Raw genomic sequence first — 19,605 nt, forward strand, 5'->3', positions numbered from 1 at the left:
ATGGACTTCGCGTTCGACGCGCGCACCGAAGAGCTGCGCGCCAGGCTCCTCGCCTTCATGGACGAGCACGTCCACCCCGCCGAGCAGGTCGCGCACGAGCAGCGCGCCCGGCTGGCCTCGCCGTGGGACACCGTGCCCGTCGTCGAGGACCTCAAGGCCGAGGCCCGCAGGCAGGGCCTGTGGAACCTGTTCCTGCCCGACGACGAGTACGGCGCCGGTCTCACCAACCTGCAGTACGCCCCGCTGGCCGAGATCATGGGGCGCTCCCCCCAGCTGGCGCCCACCGTGACCAACTGCGCCGCGCCGGACACGGGCAACATGGAGGTGCTGGCGCACTTCGGCGACGAGCAGCAGAAGAAGCAGTGGCTGGAACCGCTGCTGTCGGGTGAGATCCGGTCGGCGTTCGCGATGACCGAGCCCGACGTGGCCTCCTCGGACGCCACCAACATCACCACCCACATCGAGCGGGACGGCGACGAGTACGTCATCACCGGCCGCAAGTGGTACATCTCCGGGGCCATGCACCCGGACTGCAAGATCTTCATCGTCATGGGCAAGACCGACCCGGACGGGGCCGACATCCGCCGCCAGCAGTCCATGGTGCTGGTGCCGCGCGACACCCCGGGTGTCACGGTCACGCGCGCCATGCACGTCTTCGGCTACGGCGACGAGTACCACGGCGGTCACGCCGAGGTGGTCTTCGACCACGCGCGCGTGCCGGTGGCCAACCTGATCGGCGAGGAGGGCAGCGGCTTCGCCATCGCGCAGGCCCGCCTCGGACCCGGCCGGATCCACCACTGCATGCGGCTGATCGGCATGGCGGAGCGGGCGATCGAGCTGATGTGCCGGCGGGCGGTGTCGCGCACGGCGTTCGGCAAGGCGCTCGCCCAGCAGGGCGTGGTCCACAACTGGATCGCGGACGCCCGGGTCGCGGTCGAGCAGCTGCGGCTGCTGGTGCTGAAGACGGCCTGGATGATGGACACCGTGGGCAACAAGGGCGCGCACACGGAGATCCAGGCCATCAAGATCGCCACTCCGCGGACCGTCGTGCAGATCCTCGACCGGGCGATCCAGCTGTACGGCGCGGGCGGGGTGAGCCAGGACTACCCGCTGGCCGAGCTGTACGCCGGGGCCCGCACCCTGATGATCGCCGACGGCCCGGACGAGGTCCACCAGCGGTCGCTGGCGCGGCGGGAGCTGAAGAAGTACCTGTAGTCGGCCAGTTGTCCGGTACCCGAGCGGGGCGCCGGTTGCGGAGAGGGTCGCCGGAAGCCGGACCATCCCCGCGCCGGGCCGGGGCGGGGATGGTCCCCGACCTGGCCTGGGTGCCCTGTGTCGGCCTTCACGCGGGGACCGCGGTCCGGAGACGGTTGTACGGCGGCTCGCGGCGCACCGCGGGCCGCCGCGCCGCACCACCTGCGACGTGGCCCTGGCCACCCGCCGGTGAGCCGGTGCGGACCGGGCGCGGGCGGGGCTGCCGTGCGTGACGGTGCGGCGGCCCGGCCCGGGGCGCACGGTGGCGCCGGCCGGGCGCGGGCCGAGGTCCGCACCCGGCAGCCGCGGGCCTGCTCGGTGCCTCAGGGGCGCAGTGCCCGCAGCAGGAGGTCGGCGAGGTGGTCGGCGACCTCCTGCGGGCTGAGCGGCCCGTCGGGGCGGTACCACGTCGACAGGTGGTGCACCGAGCCGAAGTGGTAGTCCACCACCAGGTCCGCCGGGGTGGCTCGGGAGAACACGCCGGCCTCCTGGCCCTCCTCGATCAGCGCACGGAAGCGCTCGTGGTAGCGCCGACGCTCGGCGCGCACCTGCTTGTTCTTCTCCGGGCTCAGATGGTGCATGGAGCGGAAGAAGATCGACGCGTCGTCGAGGTTCTCGATCGTCGTGACGACGACGTCGGCCGCCGCGCCCCGCAGCCGCTTCTCGATCGGCTCGTCGGCGTCCGCGAAGGCGTCCAGGCGCTCCTGCTGGACCCGCAGGACGCGCGCGTAGACCTCGTGCAGCAGGTCGTCCTTGGAACCGAAGTAGTGGTAGAGCGCCCCCTTGGTGACGCCGGCCGCCTCGACGATCTCCTGTACCGAGGTGCGGTCGTATCCCTGCTCGGCGAAGAGCCGGGTGGCGGCGGCCAGAAGCCGCTGCGGTACGGGAGTCCCGTCACCGTCCGTCGTCCTGGGCACTGCCGCCACCCGCCTTTCCGTGTCGCTGCTGGCTGTCGTCCGTCAAGGAACGCAGTTCCCGACGGAGGATCTTCCCACTGGCCGTCTTGGGCAAGTCCGGCAGGATCTCCACCTGGCGCGGATACTTGTAGGCGGCCAGTCTCTCCCTGCAGTACGCGGCGAGCGCACCGGGGTCCGTCTCGGCGCCGGGGCGCAGACTGACGTAGGCCTTGACGGTCTCCCCGCGGTATCCGTCGGGCACGCCCACGACGGCCGCCTCGCGCACCGCCGGGTGCGTGTAGAGGACGTCCTCGACCTCGCGCGGCCACACCTTGAAGCCGGACGCGTTGATCATGTCCTTCTTGCGGTCGACGACGTAGAGCCAGCCCTCGGGGTCCATGAACCCGATGTCGCCGGTGCGCAGTTCGCCGTTCGGGAAGGTCTCGGCGGTGGCGTCGGGCCGTCCCCAGTAGCCGGGCACGACCTGCGGTCCGCGCACCGCGATCTCGCCCTGCTCGCCGAGGGGCACCTCCTCCCCCCGCTCGTCGACGATCCGCACCACCGTGTCGGGTCCGGGCACGCCCACGGCGAGGGTTCCGGAGCCGGGGTCGACGGGCGCCTCCAGGTGCGGCGGCACGGAGGCGCAGGGGGCGGTGCATTCGGTGAGCCCGTAGCCGTTGCGGATGTACGGCCCGAAACCGGCCCGGAACGTCTCGACCAGGGCGGGCGGGAGCGGGGCGCCGCCGGAGGAGATCACCCGGAAGGAGGAGAAGTGGTCGCGGCCGGCGGCCGGGTGGGCGGCCAGCGCCATGAACGCGGTCGACGGGCCGACGGTGTAGTGCGGCCGGTGCTCGGCGAAGGCGTCCAGCACCGTGCCCGCCTCGAAGCGGTACGTGAGGACGAGGGTGCCCGCGCTGTTCAGGCAGGCCCCAAGCTGGCACACCATGCCGGTGATGTGGAACAGGGGTGCCAGCGCGTAGTAGACGGGCGCCTCCGGCAGACCCAGTCCGGTGCGCTGCCGTTCGGCGTTGTACATGATGTTGCCGTGCGTGTTGGTGGCGCCCTTGGGGGTGCCGCTGGTGCCGGAGGTGTAGCTGATCAGCGCGGTGTCGCGGGGGGCGGGGTCGCGGTTCTCGGGAGCGGGGTGGCCCCGGCGGGCAACGGTGGTGAGGTCGTCGGCGTCCGCGGCCTGCGGGAGCCGCTCGAAGGTGAGCACGCGCGTGTCGCCGCGGCTCTGGAAGTCCAGCTCGCAGCCGGTGAGCACGATCCGCACGGGCGTGTCGGCGGCCGTGGCGCGCAGGTACGACTCCCAGGCCCGGTCGGAGCAGATCAGCGCGGTGACGTCACCGTCCCGCAGGACGTGGCTCACCTCCGCCGACTTGTACATCGGGTTGACCGGCACGACGACCGCGCCCGCCTTCCAGGCACCGAGCAGGGCGAGGACGAACAGCGGGGAGTTCTGGAGCACGATCGCCGCCCGGTCCCCGCGCCCCAGGCCGCGGGCGGCGAGGTGTCCGGCGACGGAGTCGCTGAGAGCGTCGGCCTCGCGGTAGGTCAGGCGGCCGTCGAAGTAGGTGAGGAAGGTGCGGTCCGGGGCCTCGGCGGCCACCCGGCGCAGGGCGTGCACGAGGGAGTCGTCGGGGTCGACGGGGGCGCGCTGGGCGTCGGTGAGGAGGGCCAGCCAGGGCTTGGCCGCGTAACGGGACCCGGTCACCGGGCGGCCTCCCACTGCCGCTGGATGCGGTTCATGCCGCTGAGCCAGCGGTCGGGGTCGGCGGCACGAGCGCGGTAGTACTCGGCGACCTCGGGGTGCGGCAGGACCAGGAAGCGGTCCTCCTCGATGCCACAGAAGAGGGCGTCGGCCACGTCCTCCGGCTCGATGGCGGTGGGCTTGAGGACGAGTTCGCCCGCGCTGCCACTGGCGTCGAGCATGTCGGTGCGCACGCCCTGGGGACAGATCGCGTGGACCTTCACTCCGCGATGGCGGTAGGTCAGCGACAACCATTCGGCGAAGGCGTACGCGCCGTGCTTGGTGACGCTGTAGGGGGCGGTGCCGATCATGGTGAGCAGTCCGGCGGCGGAGACGGTGGAGACGAAGCGCCCGCTGCCGCGCTCCAGCCAGTCCGGGAGCAGTTCGTGCGCCGCGCGGACGTGCGCCATGACATTGACGTCCCAGGACAGCGCCCAGCCCCCTTCGTCGAGGGGCCCGCCCGGCTCGCCGCCGTCGCGTCCCACGCCCGCGTTGGCGCAGTAGACGTCGACGGTGCCGCCGAGCGCTTCGCGGGCCTCGCCGACGACGGCCGAGGCGTCGCCCGGGACCGCGATGCCGCCGATCTCGCGGGCGACGGCCTCGGCGCGGTCGGCGTCCAGGTCGTTGACGACGACCCGGGCCCCCTGTCCGGCGAAACGGCGGGCCAGCGCCGCCCCGATACCGCCTCCTGCCCCTGTGACGACGACCCTCGTACCCTGCACGGCTTCCACCATCGATCTCCTTCGACACGGCCTGCCTGCGACTGCCACGCCGCTTCCCCGGTCCGGCCGCGCCCGCGTGCCGTCCCGTGCGCGGGCTGCGGTCGCGCGGACGTGACGGGGACGGGATCACGGGCGGGGCCCACGCCTGCTCGGCGGCGGTACTGCGTCGCGTCAGACTAACCGGTCGGTATGCACCGTGGAAGGGGAACGCGGACGGTCGCGGTGCCGGTCCGCCGCCGCGCGACGGCGACGGTGCGGCTCGTTCCCGGGGACGGTTCCGCGCGCTAGCGTGCGTGGGCATGACACCCGCCGCGCACACGGAGGTCACCGCATGAACCCATTACGACGGATCCTCTCACGGCGGAGCCTGCTCGCCGGTGCCACGGCCGCGGTCGCGGTCACCGCGGCACCGGCGCAGGCGGCACCCGGGGCGCCGGCCCCGGCGGGCGGCCGCCGGCTGCGCACCGGCTTCGAGCGTCTCGCCGCGGACGGTTACGCGCCGCTGGAGGGACAGCGGGTGGGGGTGGTCACCAACCCGACGGGCATCACCCGCGACGTACGGCACGTCGTCGACGTGATGCACGGCGACGACCGCGTCGGCCTGATCGCCGTCTTCGGCCCCGAACACGGCTTCCGGGGCACCGCGCAGGCGGGCGGTTCGGAGGGCCGTCACGACGACCCGGCGACCGGACTGCCCGTGTACGACACGTACCTCAAGAACGGTGAGGCGCTCGCCGCGATCTTCAGCGCGTCCGGCGTGGACACGGTCGTCTTCGACATCCAGGACGTGGGCGCACGCTTCTACACGTACATCTGGACCCTGTACGACTGCATGGAGGCCGCGCGGCTCGCCGGGAAGCGGTTCGTGGTCCTGGACCGGCCGAACCCGGTGACCGGGCGGGCCGCGCTGGGGCCGGTGCTGCACAAGGAGTTCGCCACGTTCGTCGGACGGGAGCCGATCGCACAGGCGCACGGGATGACGGTCGGCGAGCTGGCGCGGCTGTTCAACGGGGAGTTCCTGACCGCTCCGGTACCGCTGGAGACGGTGCGGATGACGGGCTGGAGGCGGTCGGACTTCTACGACGCCTCCGGGCTCCCCTGGGTGCCGCCGAGCCCCAACATGCCGACGCCCGAGACCGCACTGGTGTACTCGGGGACATGCCTGTTCGAGGGCACCAACCTGTCCGAGGGGCGCGGGACGACCCGGCCGTTCGAGCTGCTGGGCGCCGAGGGGATCGACGGACGCTGGGCGGCCGCGGCGAACGGGCTGGGCCTGGCGGGCGTGCGCTTCAGGGAGGCGTACTTCGCTCCCACCTTCTCCAAGTTCCAGGGGCGGACGATCGGGGGCGTGCAGCTTCACGTCCACGACCGGGTGGCGTTCGACCCCGTGCGCACCGGGATCGGGCTGCTGGTGACCGCGAAGCGGGTGTGGGGCGGGTTCGCCTGGCGGCCGGACCACTGGATCGACAAGCTCACCGGTTCCCCGCGCGTGCGCATGATGATCGACGCGGGCGCGAACACGGACGAGGTGGTGGCCGGCTGGCGGGAGGAGCTCGCGGCGTTCCGCAGGGTGCGGGAGGAGTATCTGCTCTACCGCTGAACCGGCGGTCCCACTCGGGGGGCGCGGGTGTTTGCTGTGAGGTGCGGCACACCCGGCGCCCCTTTTCACCTGCCCGAAAGCCCTTTCAGGCCGTGCTGTGCGGCTGCGGGTGCGAAATGAACGGAGATCGGCGCGCATATCGGCGTGGTCTTCAGGAACCCGTGGAAGCCGCGGGGAGTTCTCAGTGCGTCGAGGGCGGTGCGCGGGCCGTGCCGCACACGGGACCTCTCCCCGGCGGGAAGGGGCGGGCGACGACCGGGGCGACCACACGTGAGAGCAACTGCTGCGAGGAGCACGGACGTTGGCCCGCCAGTCCCTTCGACAGCCGATGGGGGCCATCGGAAAAAGGATGGAGCCGATTCGCTTGTCGATACGTCTATTCGGCGACGTCCGTTCGACGACGCCGAAGTGACCGGATTACAGGTGCAGGTGTGACGGAGGTGCAGAACGATGGCCGGTTTCCGGAGTCTGGCGAGACAGGTCCGTGATCCGCGGTGCGATTTGGCACTGCGGCGCTATTCACTGCGCAAGTGCCTCGAGCGATTCGCTCCTTACGGGCACAGGGCGACGTGGGACCACTTGTGCTCGCGGGCCGGGTTCGACCCCGAGGACCGTTCTCCCGACCCGGTGCGGCTCGTGGCCGCGCTGGAGGAGCTGGAGGAGGCCCGGGCGGTCTGGCTCGCGTACGAGGTGGAGTTCGCCGAGCGCCGCAGGAAGGAGAAGCACGACGGGCTGCGCAGGCCCTCGAGTGTCGACGACTGGCACCGGATGACCTGGGGAGGCTTCGGGGTGGCCTGGTGCGACGACCCGCGTGTGCATCCGCGGGAGCCCCTGGCGGAGGTGCTGCGCCGGCTCATCGCGGCGCTGGAGCGGGAACCGGGCTCGGCGTGCCCCGTGTGCCGGGGGGAACGGCTGACATGGCGCTACGGCCTGGACCACGAGCCCTCGGCGGGCCCCGTCTGCACGGACTGCGGGATCCTGGTGCCGCGCCCCGTGCTCACCCCCGAGGCACTGGCCGAGTCCCGGCGGACGAGGCTGCTGGTTTCGGCGTGAGTGTTCCGGAAGTGACGGCGTGACGACCTACGGGGGAACGGGGGCCGGGTGACACGGGGGATCCGGGAACGGGACGACACGGGGCCGGGGCCTCGGTTCGCCCGGGCGCCGGGGTGCGGGGGTGCGCCGGTGATGCCGCGCCCCCGCCCTCTCGCGCCGCCCACCTCCGTCCTCCCGGGGCGTCGTCAGGGGTGGGCGGCGACCACGGGGTCGTGGTGCAGGTCTGTCTGAACGGGACGCGGGGCGCCTGCGACGGCGCGGGGGTGCCCCTGTCTCCGGAGGCGATGGGCGAGTCGGCGGCGCGTGCCGTGGCCGCGGGGGCGACGGACGTGCATGTGCACCCCAGGACGCCGTGCGGGCGGGACACGCTCTCGCACCGGGTGCTGGCGGTGACGCTCGAGGCGATACGGGCGCGGGTGGCGGTACCGGTCGGGGTCACCACGGGCGCATGGGCCGAGCCGGATCCCCGCGTGCGCCTCGAGCGCGTGCGCGGCTGGTCCGGGCTGCCCGAGCCGCCCGACCACGCCTCGGTCAACTGGCACGAGCCCGGCGCCGAGGAGGTCGCCGCCGCGCTGCTCGATCTCGGCGTGGGCGTGGAGGCCGGCGTCTGGTCCGGCACCCACGGGGCGGCGCGGTTCACCGCCTCGCCCCTCGCGCCGAGGGTGCTGCGGGTGCTGGCGGAAGTGACGGAGACGACCCCGGACGCCGCGCGGAAGTCCGCGCCCGCCCTGCTGGCAGGACTCGGGCCGGCCCACGGCCGTCCGGTGCTGCTGCACGGCGAGGAGGGCGGCGCCTGGCCGGTCCTGCGCCTCGCCGGCCGCCTGGGCCTCGCGACCCGCATCGGCCTGGAGGACACCCTCACCCTGCCGGACGGTCGACCGGCCGGTGACAACGCCCGGCTGGTGGCCGCGGGCCTGGCCGAGTACGAGCGGGCGCGGAGGTCGGCGCCGCCGTGGGCGGCGGGGGTCCGGGGCCGACCGTAGCAGGCGGTAAACCGGTCGTTCCATCGCTTTCCCCTGCCCAGAGTTGGGGGCGACGAGGGATCCCCGAGCGCCCGAGGAGCCGAACCGATGTCGACGCTGCGCGTCACCGCCGAAGTCCTGACCGTCCACGAGCACCCGAACGCCGACGCGCTCGAACTGGCCCAGGTGGGCCTGTACCGGGCCGTCGTCGCCAAGGGGGCGTACCGCACGGGCGAGGCCGCGGTCTACATCCCCGAGCAGGCGGTGCTGCCGGCCGCGCTGATCGAGGAGCTGGGGCTGACCGGCCGGCTCGCGGGCGCGAACCGCGACCGGGTCAAGGCGGTCCGGCTGCGCGGCGAGCTGTCGCAGGGCATCGTGTGCCGGCCCGACGCGCTCGCGGGCGTCGATCTGGTACGCGCCGCCGAGGACGGCGCCGACTTCGCGGAACTGCTCGGCATCACCAAGTGGGTGCCACCGGTGCCGCCCACCATGGACGGCGACGTGGAGTCCGCGCCCGACCTGCTCCCCTGGGTCGACATCGAGAACATCCAGCGGTACCCGGAGATCTTCGACCCCGGCGAGCCCGTGGTGCTGACCGAGAAGCTGCACGGTTCGGCGTGCCTGCTGACGTACCTCGCCGACGAGGGGCGGGTGTACGTGTCCTCCAAGGGGTTCGGTTCCCGGTCGCTGGCGCTGAAGGAGGACCCGCGCAATCTGTACTGGCGGGCGGTGCGCGGTCACGGCGTCGCGCAGGTGGCCGCGGAGCTCGCCGAGCGGCTGGGGGCCCGGCGCGTCGGCGTCTTCGGCGAGGTGTTCGGCGCGGGCGTGCAGGACCTCACGTACGGCGCGGACGGGCGCCGCGACACCCTGGGGTACGCCGTGTTCGACGTCTCCGCGGAGATCGACGGCCGGGTGCGCTGGCTGGACGCGGCCGAACTGCTGAACGGGCAACTGCCGTTGGTGCCGCAGCTGTTCGAGGGGCCGTACGACAGCGAGCGGGTGCTGGAGCTGGCCACCGGGCGGGAGACGGTGTCCGGGCGGGATCTGCACCTGCGGGAGGGCGTGGTGATCCGCCCGGCCGTGGAGCGCCACAGCCCGGTGACCGGTGGCCGTGCCATCGCGAAGGCGGTCAGCCCCGCGTATCTGACCCGGAAGGGCGGCACGGAGTACGAGTGAGACCGGCGCCCGCCGTCGGTACCGACGGCGGGTCGGGCCGCCGTCGGTGCGCCGGGACGCCGGCAGCAACGACGGGACGCCGACGGCGCGGCGCCGTCGGGACGGTCGTCAATGGCGGTCCCGGGGGGTGCGCTCGCGGCCCCTGCCGTTGGCCCGGCGGGCCGCTCCCGGCTCGGCCATCAGGCGGGAGCCCGTCAGGCGTTCACCGAAGACGTCGCCCGGGTTGGACAGGACGCAGGTGTCCAGGGAGAGGCAGCCGCAGCCGATGCAGTCGGTGAGGTGGTCGCGCAGGCGGTTGAGCTGCTTGATGCGTTCGTCCAGCTCCGAGCGCCACGCCTCGGAGAGACGGGCCCAGTCGTCCCGGGTGGGCGTGCGCTCCTCGGGGAGTTCGGCGAGCGCCTCGCGGATCGTGGCGAGCGGGATGCCCACGCGCTGGGCGGCGCGGATGAAGGCGACGCGGCGCAGGGTGTCACGGCTGTAGCGACGCTGGTTGCCCGGGGTGCGGCGGCTGCTGATCAGGCCCTTGGCCTCGTAGAAGTGCAGGGCGGAGACCGCGGCGCCGCTGCGGGCGGAGAGCTGGCCGACGGTGAGCTCGTGGATCTTCTCTGGGATCTGGGGCACCCCTCGAAGCCTACCGACCCGCCGCGCGGCCCTCCCCGGTTGCCGGTTCCGTTGACACGGGGCGTCCGGGCGACCATGCTAAGCAGTCGCTTAGGCATGCGCACGCGGATGCGCGTGCGACCACGTGACGCGAGAGGCCGGACCATGGCAGAGCCGAGGATCTTCACGTCCGTCGACGACCTGAAGGCGGCGGTGGGCGAGCAACTGGGGTACACCGACTGGCTGGAGATCGACCAGAAGCGGATCGACCTGTTCGCCGAGGCCACCGGCGACCACCAGTGGATCCACGTCGACCCGGAGAAGGCGGCGGTGGGGCCGTTCGGCACGACCATCGCGCACGGCTATCTGACCCTGTCGCTGCTGCCGCTCTTCGGCCCCCGGCTGATCGCCGTGGAGGGCGTGAAGATGGGCGTCAACTACGGCACCAACAAGGTCCGTTTCCCCGCGCCGGTCCCGGTCGGCTCACGGCTGCGCGCCACGGCGACGATCACCGCCGTGGACGACGTGCCGGGCGGCGCCCAGGTGACCACGGCGTTCACCGTGGAGCGCGAGGGCGGCGACAAGCCGGTGTGCGTGGCCGAGTCGGTGGCCCGCTACTACGTCTGAGCGGTGCCCCGGTCCCGGACCCCCACCATCCTGAGCACGAGGTCGGCGTAGAGGGCGCCGACCTCCTCGGGGGTGCGGGGTCCGTCCACGTTGAACCAGCGGGCCACGTCGATGCACAGGGAGAGCACGGCGAGGGTCGTCCCTCGCACGTCGAGGACATCGAACTCGCCGGAGCGCACGCCGTCCTCGATGATCCCGCGCACCTCGGCGTCGACCTGCCGGCGCAGCGCGAGGATCTCGGCGCGGGCGTCGGAGCCGAGCGAGTCCAGTTCGTACTGCACGACCCGCGCCGTGGTGCGGCCGCCCGCGTGCCAGCGGACGAAGGAACTGACCGCCTCGGCGAGCCGGTCGGTGGCGCTGCCCTCGGCGCGGGCCGCCGTGCGCAGGATCTCCAGGGCCTTCTCATGGCCGATCCTGCTGATGCGGTGGAGCAGCTCTTCCTTGGTCTTGTAGTGGATGTAGAGCGCGGCCGGGCTCATGCCGGCGCGGCCCGCGATGTCACGGGTCGTCGTGGCGTGGTAGCCGCGCTCCGCGAAGGCCTCCACGGCGGCGAGCAGCAACCGCCGGGCCGCGTCGGGCGTGACCTCACCCCACGGCTGCGCCTCGCCGCCGACCGTCTCCTCCGCCGTACTCATCGCTCACCCCATTCGCTGTCAGGGACAACACCATACCGGCAAGGGTGAGCGAGCGCTTAGTGCGGCGTCAGAGCTTCTGCAGCGGGTCGTGCTCCGCGAGCAGTTTCTCCAGGCGTGCCTGGTCGACGCGGTTGACGATCTGCCCCGCCTCCTGCCGGTCACGGATGACCTTGGCCAGGGTGAAGGCGGAGGTGACAAGGTACAGGACCGCGATGGCCAGGAAGGCACGCACCCAGGCGTCGGTCCGGAGGTTGAAGATACCGATCGCGGTGGCGCCCAGGGCGACCGCGAAGGACGCGACGGCCTGACCGTAGAAGGCGGCCGTACTCTGCTGCTTGACCGGTGTGTCACTCATGGGGCCCAGAGTCGGCCGGAATGGCCCGGATCACATCCGCTCAGGTACTCAGTCCGGTACTCAGAACGCCGAGATCCCCGTCAGCGCCCGGCCGATGACCAGCTTCTGAATCTGGCTGGTGCCCTCGTAGAGCGTCATCACGCGGGCGTCACGCAGCAGCTTGCCGGCCGGGTACTCGTCGATGTAGCCGTAGCCGCCGAAGACCTGCAGGGCGTTGTTGGCGGCGCGGACGGCGGCCTCCGAGGCGAAGAGCTTGGCCTTGGAGGACTCGACGGCGAACGGCCGCCCGCGGTCGATCAGGTCGGCGACGCGCCAGGTGAGCAGCCGTGCGGCGTCGACGTCCACGGCGATGTCGCTGATCAGCTCCTGGACCAGCTGGTGGTGGGCGATGGTCCTGCCGAACTGCTCGCGCTCCCCGGCGTGGCGGACCGCCGCGTCCAGGGCGGCCTGGGCGATGCCGACACAGCCCGCGGCGACCGACATCCGGCCCTTGGCCAGGGCCGACATGGCGACCGAGAAGCCCTTGCCCTCGGGGCCCAGCAGGGCGGACGCGGGTACCCGTACGTCCTCGAGGACCAGCTCGGCGGTGGCCTGGCCGCGCAGACCCAGCTTGCCGTGGACGGGGCGGCGGGTCAGGCCGGGGGTGTCGGTGGGGACGAGGAAGGCGGAGACGCCCCGATGGCCGGGGGCGTCGGTGGAGCGGGCGAAGAGCAGGACGACGTCGGCCCAGGTGCCGTTGGTGATGAACATCTTGGTGCCGTTGAGGACGTAGTCCCCGCCGTCGCGCACCGCGCGGGTGGTGAGACTGCCCGCGTCGGAGCCGGTGCCCGGCTCGGTCAGGCCGAAGCAGCCGACGTACGCGCCGGAGGTGAGCCCGGGCAGCCAGGTCCGCTTCTGCTCCTCGCTCCCCCAGGCGGCGACGGTCTTGGCGACCAGGCCCAGGGAGACGGAGACGATGCCGCGCACCGAGGAGTCGCCGCGGCCCAGTTCCTCGGTGACCAGGCAGTACGCGAGGTGGTCGCCGCCGGAGCCACCGTACTCCTCGTCGATCGTCAGGCCGAGGAAGCCGAGCGCGCCGAGCTTCTCGAGGATGCCCCGGTCGACCTCCTCGGCCCGGTCCCACGCGAGGGCGTGCGGGGCGACCTCGCGCTCGACGAAGTCCCGGGCGAGCCGGCGGACGGCCTCCTGTTCCTCGCTGAGCTCCAGGTTCATGCCGAGTCACCCCACTTGGTCGCACGCCGATGGCGCTTGAAAGCCGTACGTTTAAATTAGCACTGCTAGTTTAGTGTGCAGCCCTACTATGTGCGCCATGGCCCGACCGCGCAAGCCCCTGCTGAGCACCGACCGGATCGTCGAGACGGCGCGTGCGCTCGTGGACGCGGAGGGTCTGGCGGCCGTCTCCACGCGGCGGCTGGCCGCGGAGCTCGGGGTCAGCGGGCCCTCGCTCTACAACCACTTCCGCACCAAGGACGAGATCCTGGAGGCGGTGGCGGACTCGGTGAGCGCGCAGGTCGATCTGTCGATGTTCGAGGACGGCCGGAACTGGCGGACCGCGCTGCACGACTGGGCCGTCTCCTACCGGGCCGCGCTGCGCGACCACCCGAACATCGTCCCGGTGCTGGCCCGTGGGCCCGGGCGCCGTCCGGCGGCGCTGCGGCTCGCCGACGCGGTCTACGGCGCGATGGTCGAGGCCGGCTGGCCGCCCGCGCAGGCCACGTCCATCGGCGCGCTGATGCGGTACTTCATCATGGGTTCCGCGCTGGGCTCCTTCGCGCGCGGTTTCGTCGACGACGCCAGTGCCTACGACCCGGCCGACTATCCCCACCTCGGTCAGGCCCACCTGCTCGCCGAGCAGCAGGAGAAGATCGACGAGCGCGCCTTCGAGACGGGCCTGACGGCACTGCTGGACGGGCTGGCACGGCAGTACGAGCAGGTGCGGGGAGCATAGGGATCCGGGCGGACGCTTCGGCGGGCGCCGAAGGGTTCGTGCCGCATCCTGAGGACATGACCACGAGGGATGCACGGGCGCCGGGGCTGGCGCGGCTCGCCGGGCTGATCGCCGACGAGACGCGAGCGGCGTGTCTGCTGGCGCTGCTGGACGGACGGGCGTGGACGGCGGGCGAGCTGGCGCGGCACGCGGGGGTCGCCGCCTCCACGCTGAGCGAGCACCTGGGCAAGCTGGTCGCGGGCGGGCTGCTCGCCGAGGAGCGGCAGGGGCGGCACCGGTACGTACGGCTGGCCGACGCCCGCGTCGCGCAGCTGGTGGAGGACCTGGCGGCGCAGGTCGCCCCGGACGCCGCGCGCCGGCCGGCGACGCTGCGCGGGGCGAGCGCCGGCTCGGCCATGGCCCGCGGCCGTACCTGCTACGACCATCTCGCCGGACGGCTCGGCATCGCGGTCACGGACGCGCTGACGGACCGCGGGCTGCTGCGTCAGGACACGGGATTCGCGCTGACCGACGCGGGCCTGGACTGGTTCGCGGCCGCCGGCATCACCCTCGACCGGCGGGCCCGCCGTCCTCTGGCCCGCGCCTGCCTGGACTGGACGGAACGCCGCCCCCACCTCGCCGGCGTCGCGGGCGCCGCCCTGTGCCGCCACGCCCTCGAGGCCGGATGGTGCGCCCGCATCGGCACCGAGCGCGCGGTACGGGTGACCGGGGCGGGCGAGCGTGCGCTGTCCGAGCTGCTGGGCATCGAGTGGCGGGTGCTGCGGTAGGCGGGCGGTGTCGGGCGAGGCCGGGTGCCGCGGTGGGCGGCGGTGTCGGGCGAGGCCGGCTGCCGCGGTGGGCGGCGGTGTCGTGCGAGGCCGGCTGCCGCCCGGCCCACCGCCCCGGCCACCCGGCGCACGGCCCCGGTTGCCCGGCCCGGCCGCCGCCCCGTGTCCCCGTCGAGAATCCGCGAGTCCTCCCTCGCCCTCCCTCCAAGCCTCAGGAGCATGATGAACGTCTCCGTCTCCCGTCCCGGCGGCTCCCGTACGGAGCTGCTCGCCGGTGGTGCCGCCGTGGTCACGGTGGTGTTGTGGGCCTCCGCCTTCGTGTCGATCCGCAGTGCGGGGGCCGCGTACTCGCCGGGGGCGCTCGCGCTCGGGCGGCTGCTGGCCGGGGCGCTGACGCTGGCGGTGATCTGCCTGTGGCGGCGGGAGGGGGTGCCGCCACGATCGGCGTGGCGGGGGATCGCGCTGTCGGGGGTGCTCTGGTTCGGGTTCTACATGGTGGCCCTCAACTGGGGCGAGCAGCAGGTCGATGCCGGCACGGCCGCTCTGGTCGTGAACATCGGGCCGGTGCTCATCGCCCTGCTCGGCGCGAGGCTGCTGGGGGACGCGGTGCCGCCCCGGCTGCTGGCGGGGATGGCCGTGTCGTTCGCGGGCGCGGTGACCGTGGGACTGTCGATGTCCGGCGGGGGCGGGTCGTCCGTCCTCGGGGTGGTGCTCTGTCTGCTCGCGGCCGTCGCCTACGCCGCCGGTGTCGTCGCGCAGAAGCCCGCGCTGGGCGCGGCGAGCCCGCTCCAGGTGACGACGTACGGGTGCCTGGTGGGGGCGGTGGCGTGTCTGCCGTTCGCCGGGCACCTCGTGCGGGAGGCCGCACACGCGCCCGCGTCGGCCACGCTCAACATGGTGTACCTCGGTGTGTTCCCGACCGCGCTCGCCTTCACCACCTGTGCGTACGCCCTGTCCCGGACGACCGCGAGCCGGATGGGCGCGACCACGTACGCGGTGCCCGCGCTGGTCGTGCTGATGTCGTGGGCGGCGCTCGGCGAGGTCCCGGGCCCGCTCACGCTGCTGGGCGGCGTGCTGTGCCTCGCCGGGGTGGCGGTGTCGCGGTCCCGCTCGAGGGCGGCGGCCCGGACGGCCGCGGCCCCGGCTCCGGCTCCGCCGCCCGCTCGGGAGACGGAGCCGGAGGCCCGGGGACCGCGGTCCGGCCGGGCCGGGGGCTCAGTGTGAACGCGCCCTGCCGGCCAGGACCTTGATGGAGACCAGGGCGATCACCGCGAGCCCGACGAGGTAGCCGGACACGGCCATCGAGGTGCCCGTGGCCTCGAGCAGCAGCACCATGACGAAGGGCGCGAGCCCGCCGCCGCCCACGGCGGCGATCTGGTAGCCCAGGGAGGCGCCGGTGTAACGCATCTCCGGCGTGAACAGCTCGGCGAACAGCGCGGCCTGGGGACCGTACATGATGCTCAGGAAGCAACTGGCGACGAATGTGCTCACCGCCAGCCACAGCAGGGACCCGGTGTCGATCAGCAGGAACATCGGCACCGCCCACAGCGCGATGCCGACGGCGCCGAGGGCGTAGACCCGGATGCGGCCCACCCGGTCGGAGAGCGCGGCGGCGGCGGGGATCAGCACCAGTTGCGTGAGGCTGACACAGAGCGAGACGGTGAGCACCGCGCCGCGTTCCATGCCGAGTTCGCGGGTGGTGTAGTCGAGGACGCCGGTGATGATGATGTAGAACGTCGCGGTGTTCACGGCGAAGGAACCGCCCGCCAGAAGCACCGTGCCGAGGTGGCCGCGCAGGATCGTGCGCAGCGGCGAGGTCTGCTCGGTCTTCTCCTTCTGTGCCAGCGCCCGTTCGGCCTCGCGGAACTCGGGGGTCTCCTCGACGCGGGTGTGGATGTACCAGGCGAGGCCGAGCACGAGGAAGCCGATCAGGAACGGCACCCGCCAGCCCCAGGCCGTGAACGCGGAGTCCGAGGTGAACGCGCCGGCCAGCAGGAACACCGTGTTGGCGGTCACCACGCCGATGGGGACGCCGAGCTGGACGACACTGCCGTAGACACCACGCTTGCCCTCGGGGGCGTACTCGGTGGCCAGCAGCATCGCACCGCCCCACTGCGCGCCGACGGCGACACCCTGGGCGATGCGCAGCAGGACGAGCAGGACGGGCGCGGCGACGCCGATGGTGGCGTACGTCGGGAGCAGTCCGATGCCGGTGGTGGCCAGGCCCATGAGGGTGAGGGCGAGGACCAGCATCGGCTTGCGGCCGCGCTTGTCGCCGAGCTGTCCGGCGACGATGCCGCCCAGTGGGCGGGCGAGGAAGCCGACGGCGAAGGTGGCGAAGGAGGCGAGGACCCCGGCGGTGGGGCTGCCGGCCGGGAAGTACAGGTCGCCGAGCACCAGGGCGGCGGCGATACCGAAGACGAAGTAGTCGTACCACTCGACGGCCGAGGCGAGGGCCGCCGCCGTGGCGACCCGGCGGCGGTTCGGGGCCGCGGGGGCCGTGGTGGTGAGCGGCTGGGCGGAAGGTGCGGTGTCCATGCGTGCACGCTCCGATGGGTGCGGGGACGGAACAGCGGAACAGTGGGGGGAGGCCTGGGTTCCGGGGAACGTACTGACCGGACGGTATGGACGTCAACGGGTTCGGCACCAGGAGTTTTTCCTGCACAGGACACACGCCGGGACGGTGGGCGGCGCGCGGGCAGGGCGAAGGCCCCGGCCTCGCGGGAGGCCGGGGCGTGCCTGGACCGGGGCGGGGCCGTGGCTAGAAGACCACCAGCGCCCGGCCCCCCTTGCCCGCCAGCATGGTGTCGAAGGCGGCCGGGATGCCGTCCAGGGTGATGCGCTCGGTGACCAGGGCGCCCAGGTCGAGGCGGCCGGCGCGGACGTGCCCGGCGAGGACGGGAAGGTCCCGGGCGGGGTCGGAGTTGCCGTAGACGCAGCCGGAGAGGGTCCTGCCCCAGTGGAAGATCTCCAGGGCGTTGAACGAGACCTGCTGGTCCTTGCCGCCGATACCGACGACCGTGGTGCGGCCGCCGCGCCGGGTGGAGTCCCAAGCCGTGCGGATGGTGGTGGCGCGGCCGACGCACTCCACGGCCACGTCCACGCCCTGCCGGCCGGTGAGGGCGCGGATCTCGCGGGCGGTGGTGTCCGAGGCGACGACGTAGTCGGTGGCCCCGGCCGAGCGCGCCAGCGCCTCCTTCTCCGGGGACACGTCGACCGCGACGATCGTCGCCGCGCCCGCGATCCGGGCCGACTGGAGCGCGGCCAGCCCGACTCCCCCCACGCCGAACACCGCGACCGTCTCGCCGGGCCGGACCCGGGCGCTGTGGTGGACGGCGCCGTAGCCGGTGAGCACCGCGCAGCCGAGGAGGGCGGCGTCGGTGAGCGGGACGCCGTCCGGGACGGGCAGGACGCAGGACGCGGACACCACCGTCTCCTCGGCGAACGCGGCGACGTTGAGGCCGGGGTGGAGGTCGGTGCCGTCGTCGGCGCGGCGGGCGTGGACCTCGGCGGCGCCGTTCAGGGCGTTGGCGCACAGCCAGACCTCGCCGCGGGCACAGGCGGGGCAGGTCCCGCAGGAGGGCGCCCAGTTGAGGACCACACCGTCACCGGGCGCGACGTGGGTGACGCCCTCGCCGACGGCGACGACGGTACCCGCGCCCTCGTGGCCGAGGACGGCGGGGACCGGCAGGCGCATGGTGCCGTTGGACAGGGACAGGTCGGAGTGACAGACCCCGGCGGCGGCGAGCCGGACCCGGACCCGGCCGGGGCCGGGCTCGGGCAGGTCGATGCCGGTGATCTCCAGCGGGGCGTCGATCGCGGGCAGGACGGCGGCGCGTACGGTCATGACGGTGACGACTCCCCTAGAACTGGAGGGACTTGGTCTGGAGGTACTCGGTCAGTCCATGCACGCCGAGTTCGCGGCCGACGCCCGACTGCTTGTAACCGCCGAAGGGTGCGAGGGGGTTGAAGCGTCCGCCGTTGATGTCGACCTGGCCGGTCTCCATGCGGCGGGCGAAGGCCACCGCCTCGGCCTCGTCGCCGGCCCAGACGGCGCCCGCCAGGCCGTAGACGGTGCCGTTGGCGATGCGCAGGGCGTCCTCCTCGTCCTCGTAGCGCAGGACGGACAGGACCGGGCCGAAGATCTCCTCCTGGGCGACGGTCATGTCCGGGGTGACGTCGGCGAAGACGGTCGGGCTGACGAAGTAGCCCCGCTCGCGCGGGGACTCGGGTCCGCCCGCGACCAGGCGGGCCCCCTCGGCGACGCCCTTCTCGATGTAGCCGCGCACCCGCTCCCGCTGCCCGGCGTTGACGAGCGGGCCGATGCGGTCGCCGTACTTGGCGGCGGCGGCCGCGGCGAGCTCGACGGCCTCCTCGTACCGGTCCCGGTGGACCAGCATGCGGGTCCAGGCGCTGCACGTCTGACCGGAGTTCGACATGACGTTGGCGACGCCGACACCGACCGCGCGGGCCAGGTCCGCGCTGGGGAGGATCACGTTGGCGGACTTGCCGCCCAGTTCGAGGGCGACCTTCTTGACCGCGCCCGAGGCGATCGCGCCGATGCGGCGGCCGACGGCGGTGGAACCGGTGAAGGAGACCAGGTCGACGTCCGGGTGCTCGGCGAGGGCCTGGCCCGCGACCGGGCCGAGGCCGGTGACGAGGTTGAACACCCCCGCCGGGATCCCGGCCGTGTGGACGGCGTCCGCGAAGAGGCGGGCGACCAGCGGGGTGTCCTCGGCGGGCTTGACCACGATCGTGCAGCCGGCCGCGAGGGCGGGGGCGGTCTTGGCGACGACCTGGTGCAGGGGGTAGTTCCATGGCGTGATCGCGCCGACCACACCGACCGGCTCGTGGAGGACGGTCGAGTTGCCCGTCCTCTCCTCGAAGGCGTACGTCGCCGCCAGGTCGGCGTACGAGCCGGCGACGGCGACGGGGACTCCGGCGTGCACGGCCTGGGACAGCTTCTTGGGTGAGCCGAGTTCGGCGGTCACCGTCTCGGCGATCTCCTCCTGGCGGGTCACGAGCACGTCCCGGAGGGTGGCGAGGCGCGCGGCCCGCTCGGCGGGCGGGGTGGCGGCCCAGGCCGGGAGGGCGGCGCGAGCGGCGCGCACGGCGGCGTCGACGTCCTCGGCGGTGCCGGCCGGAACGGTGGCGATCACCTGCTCGTCGGCCGGGTTCACGACCTCGATCACGTCCGGGCCGGCGGCGGGGCGCCAGGCGCCGTCGATGTACATGCCGTCGTATGCCTTCATCGCGCTTC

Annotated in this window: 19 protein-coding genes; 9 read left to right on the forward strand and 10 right to left on the reverse strand. The window is 73.3% G+C overall.

From position 1 onward, the window contains the following. Entirely contained in the window at nt 1-1,215 is a 1,215-nt protein-coding gene (locus ACFYOV_RS27860) for an acyl-CoA dehydrogenase (RefSeq protein WP_389092109.1), read from the forward strand. A 362-nt stretch (nt 1,216-1,577) separates the two neighbouring features. Here ACFYOV_RS27860 and ACFYOV_RS27865 read toward each other — a convergent pair whose 3' ends face one another. The 3 genes from ACFYOV_RS27865 to ACFYOV_RS27875 are packed head-to-tail and all read right to left on the reverse strand — an operon-like array spanning nt 1,578 to nt 4,634. Continuing rightward, nucleotides 1,578-2,171, reverse strand: a complete 594-nt coding sequence (locus ACFYOV_RS27865) for a TetR/AcrR family transcriptional regulator (protein WP_389092112.1) — start codon at nt 2,169-2,171, stop codon at nt 1,578-1,580. Next, the gene (locus ACFYOV_RS27870; protein WP_389092114.1) at nt 2,149-3,864 is read right to left on the reverse strand and encodes a class I adenylate-forming enzyme family protein; all 1,716 of its coding nucleotides are present in this window, start codon (nt 3,862-3,864) and stop codon (nt 2,149-2,151) included. The genes ACFYOV_RS27865 and ACFYOV_RS27870 overlap by 23 nt, the downstream gene beginning before the upstream one ends. Next, nucleotides 3,861-4,634: an SDR family oxidoreductase gene (locus tag ACFYOV_RS27875; protein WP_389092116.1), complete on the reverse strand. Its 774-nt coding sequence runs from the start codon at nt 4,632-4,634 to the stop codon at nt 3,861-3,863. Before ACFYOV_RS27875 ends, ACFYOV_RS27870 begins: the two co-directional genes overlap by 4 nt. A 319-nt stretch (nt 4,635-4,953) precedes the next feature. Between ACFYOV_RS27875 and ACFYOV_RS27880 the strand changes: the two genes are divergently transcribed. The 4 genes from ACFYOV_RS27880 (at nt 4,954) to ACFYOV_RS27895 (ending at nt 9,413) form a co-directional block, all read left to right on the forward strand. After that, nucleotides 4,954-6,222 (forward strand): exo-beta-N-acetylmuramidase NamZ domain-containing protein, encoded by a 1,269-nt coding sequence (locus ACFYOV_RS27880; RefSeq protein WP_389092118.1) that lies wholly within the window; start codon nt 4,954-4,956, stop codon nt 6,220-6,222. A 450-nt stretch (nt 6,223-6,672) separates the two neighbouring features. Then, on the forward strand, nt 6,673-7,275 hold the full coding sequence (locus tag ACFYOV_RS27885) for a hypothetical protein (RefSeq protein WP_389092121.1): 603 nt from the start codon (nt 6,673-6,675) through the stop codon (nt 7,273-7,275). Between the two features lie 212 nt (nt 7,276-7,487). Next, nucleotides 7,488-8,258, forward strand: coding sequence for a 3-keto-5-aminohexanoate cleavage protein (locus ACFYOV_RS27890; protein ID WP_389092123.1), 771 nt, complete (start codon nt 7,488-7,490; stop codon nt 8,256-8,258). A gap of 87 nt (nt 8,259-8,345) precedes the next feature. Then, a complete protein-coding gene (locus ACFYOV_RS27895) occupies nt 8,346-9,413 on the forward strand; it encodes an RNA ligase (ATP) (RefSeq protein WP_389092125.1) in 1,068 nt (355 codons plus the stop codon). A gap of 108 nt (nt 9,414-9,521) precedes the next feature. Here ACFYOV_RS27895 and soxR read toward each other — a convergent pair whose 3' ends face one another. Then, nucleotides 9,522-10,034, reverse strand: a complete 513-nt coding sequence (gene soxR / locus ACFYOV_RS27900; RefSeq protein ID WP_389092128.1) for a redox-sensitive transcriptional activator SoxR — start codon at nt 10,032-10,034, stop codon at nt 9,522-9,524. A 144-nt stretch (nt 10,035-10,178) separates the two neighbouring features. Between soxR and ACFYOV_RS27905 the strand changes: the two genes are divergently transcribed. Beyond that, complete coding sequence (locus ACFYOV_RS27905) at nt 10,179-10,640, forward strand: MaoC family dehydratase (protein WP_389092130.1); 462 nt, start codon at nt 10,179-10,181, stop codon at nt 10,638-10,640. Here the strand turns inward: ACFYOV_RS27905 and ACFYOV_RS27910 are convergent. From ACFYOV_RS27910 to ACFYOV_RS27920, 3 genes are all read right to left on the reverse strand, one after another. Continuing rightward, nucleotides 10,631-11,275, reverse strand: coding sequence for a TetR/AcrR family transcriptional regulator (locus ACFYOV_RS27910; RefSeq protein ID WP_389092132.1), 645 nt, complete (start codon nt 11,273-11,275; stop codon nt 10,631-10,633). The genes ACFYOV_RS27905 and ACFYOV_RS27910 overlap by 10 nt on opposite strands. A gap of 67 nt (nt 11,276-11,342) precedes the next feature. Continuing rightward, nucleotides 11,343-11,630: a YiaA/YiaB family inner membrane protein gene (locus tag ACFYOV_RS27915; RefSeq protein WP_389092134.1), complete on the reverse strand. Its 288-nt coding sequence runs from the start codon at nt 11,628-11,630 to the stop codon at nt 11,343-11,345. Nucleotides 11,631-11,690: 60 nt separating this feature from the next. Beyond that, entirely contained in the window at nt 11,691-12,842 is a 1,152-nt protein-coding gene (locus ACFYOV_RS27920) for an acyl-CoA dehydrogenase family protein (protein ID WP_389092137.1), read from the reverse strand. Between the two features lie 97 nt (nt 12,843-12,939). Here ACFYOV_RS27920 and ACFYOV_RS27925 point away from each other — a divergent pair, with 97 nt between their 5' ends. From ACFYOV_RS27925 to ACFYOV_RS27935, 3 genes are all read left to right on the forward strand, one after another. Further along, the gene (locus ACFYOV_RS27925) at nt 12,940-13,578 is read left to right on the forward strand and encodes a TetR/AcrR family transcriptional regulator (RefSeq protein ID WP_389092139.1); all 639 of its coding nucleotides are present in this window, start codon (nt 12,940-12,942) and stop codon (nt 13,576-13,578) included. A gap of 56 nt (nt 13,579-13,634) precedes the next feature. Then, nucleotides 13,635-14,345 carry an ArsR/SmtB family transcription factor gene (locus tag ACFYOV_RS27930; RefSeq protein WP_389092142.1) on the forward strand — a complete coding sequence of 237 codons (711 nt, stop codon included), beginning with the start codon at nt 13,635-13,637 and terminating at the stop codon, nt 14,343-14,345. 219 nt (nt 14,346-14,564) lie between these two features. After that, nucleotides 14,565-15,569: a DMT family transporter gene (locus ACFYOV_RS27935; RefSeq protein WP_389092144.1), complete on the forward strand. Its 1,005-nt coding sequence runs from the start codon at nt 14,565-14,567 to the stop codon at nt 15,567-15,569. On the opposite strand, the gene ACFYOV_RS27940 is transcribed toward ACFYOV_RS27935, so the two are convergent. The 3 genes from ACFYOV_RS27940 to ACFYOV_RS27950 all read right to left on the reverse strand — a co-directional run bounded on the left by ACFYOV_RS27940 (nt 15,561) and on the right by ACFYOV_RS27950 (nt 19,597). Beyond that, entirely contained in the window at nt 15,561-16,883 is a 1,323-nt protein-coding gene (locus tag ACFYOV_RS27940) for an MFS transporter (protein ID WP_389092147.1), read from the reverse strand. The genes ACFYOV_RS27935 and ACFYOV_RS27940 overlap by 9 nt on opposite strands. A 223-nt stretch (nt 16,884-17,106) precedes the next feature. Further along, entirely contained in the window at nt 17,107-18,192 is a 1,086-nt protein-coding gene (locus ACFYOV_RS27945) for a Zn-dependent alcohol dehydrogenase (RefSeq protein WP_389092149.1), read from the reverse strand. 16 nt (nt 18,193-18,208) lie between these two features. After that, on the reverse strand, nt 18,209-19,597 hold the full coding sequence (locus tag ACFYOV_RS27950) for an aldehyde dehydrogenase family protein (RefSeq protein WP_389092151.1): 1,389 nt from the start codon (nt 19,595-19,597) through the stop codon (nt 18,209-18,211). Between the last annotated feature and the right edge of the window lie 8 nt (nt 19,598-19,605).

Origin of the sequence: Streptomyces sp. NPDC005931 (assembly GCF_042871235.1) — a bacterium.
GTDB lineage: Bacteria > Actinomycetota > Actinomycetes > Streptomycetales > Streptomycetaceae > Streptomyces.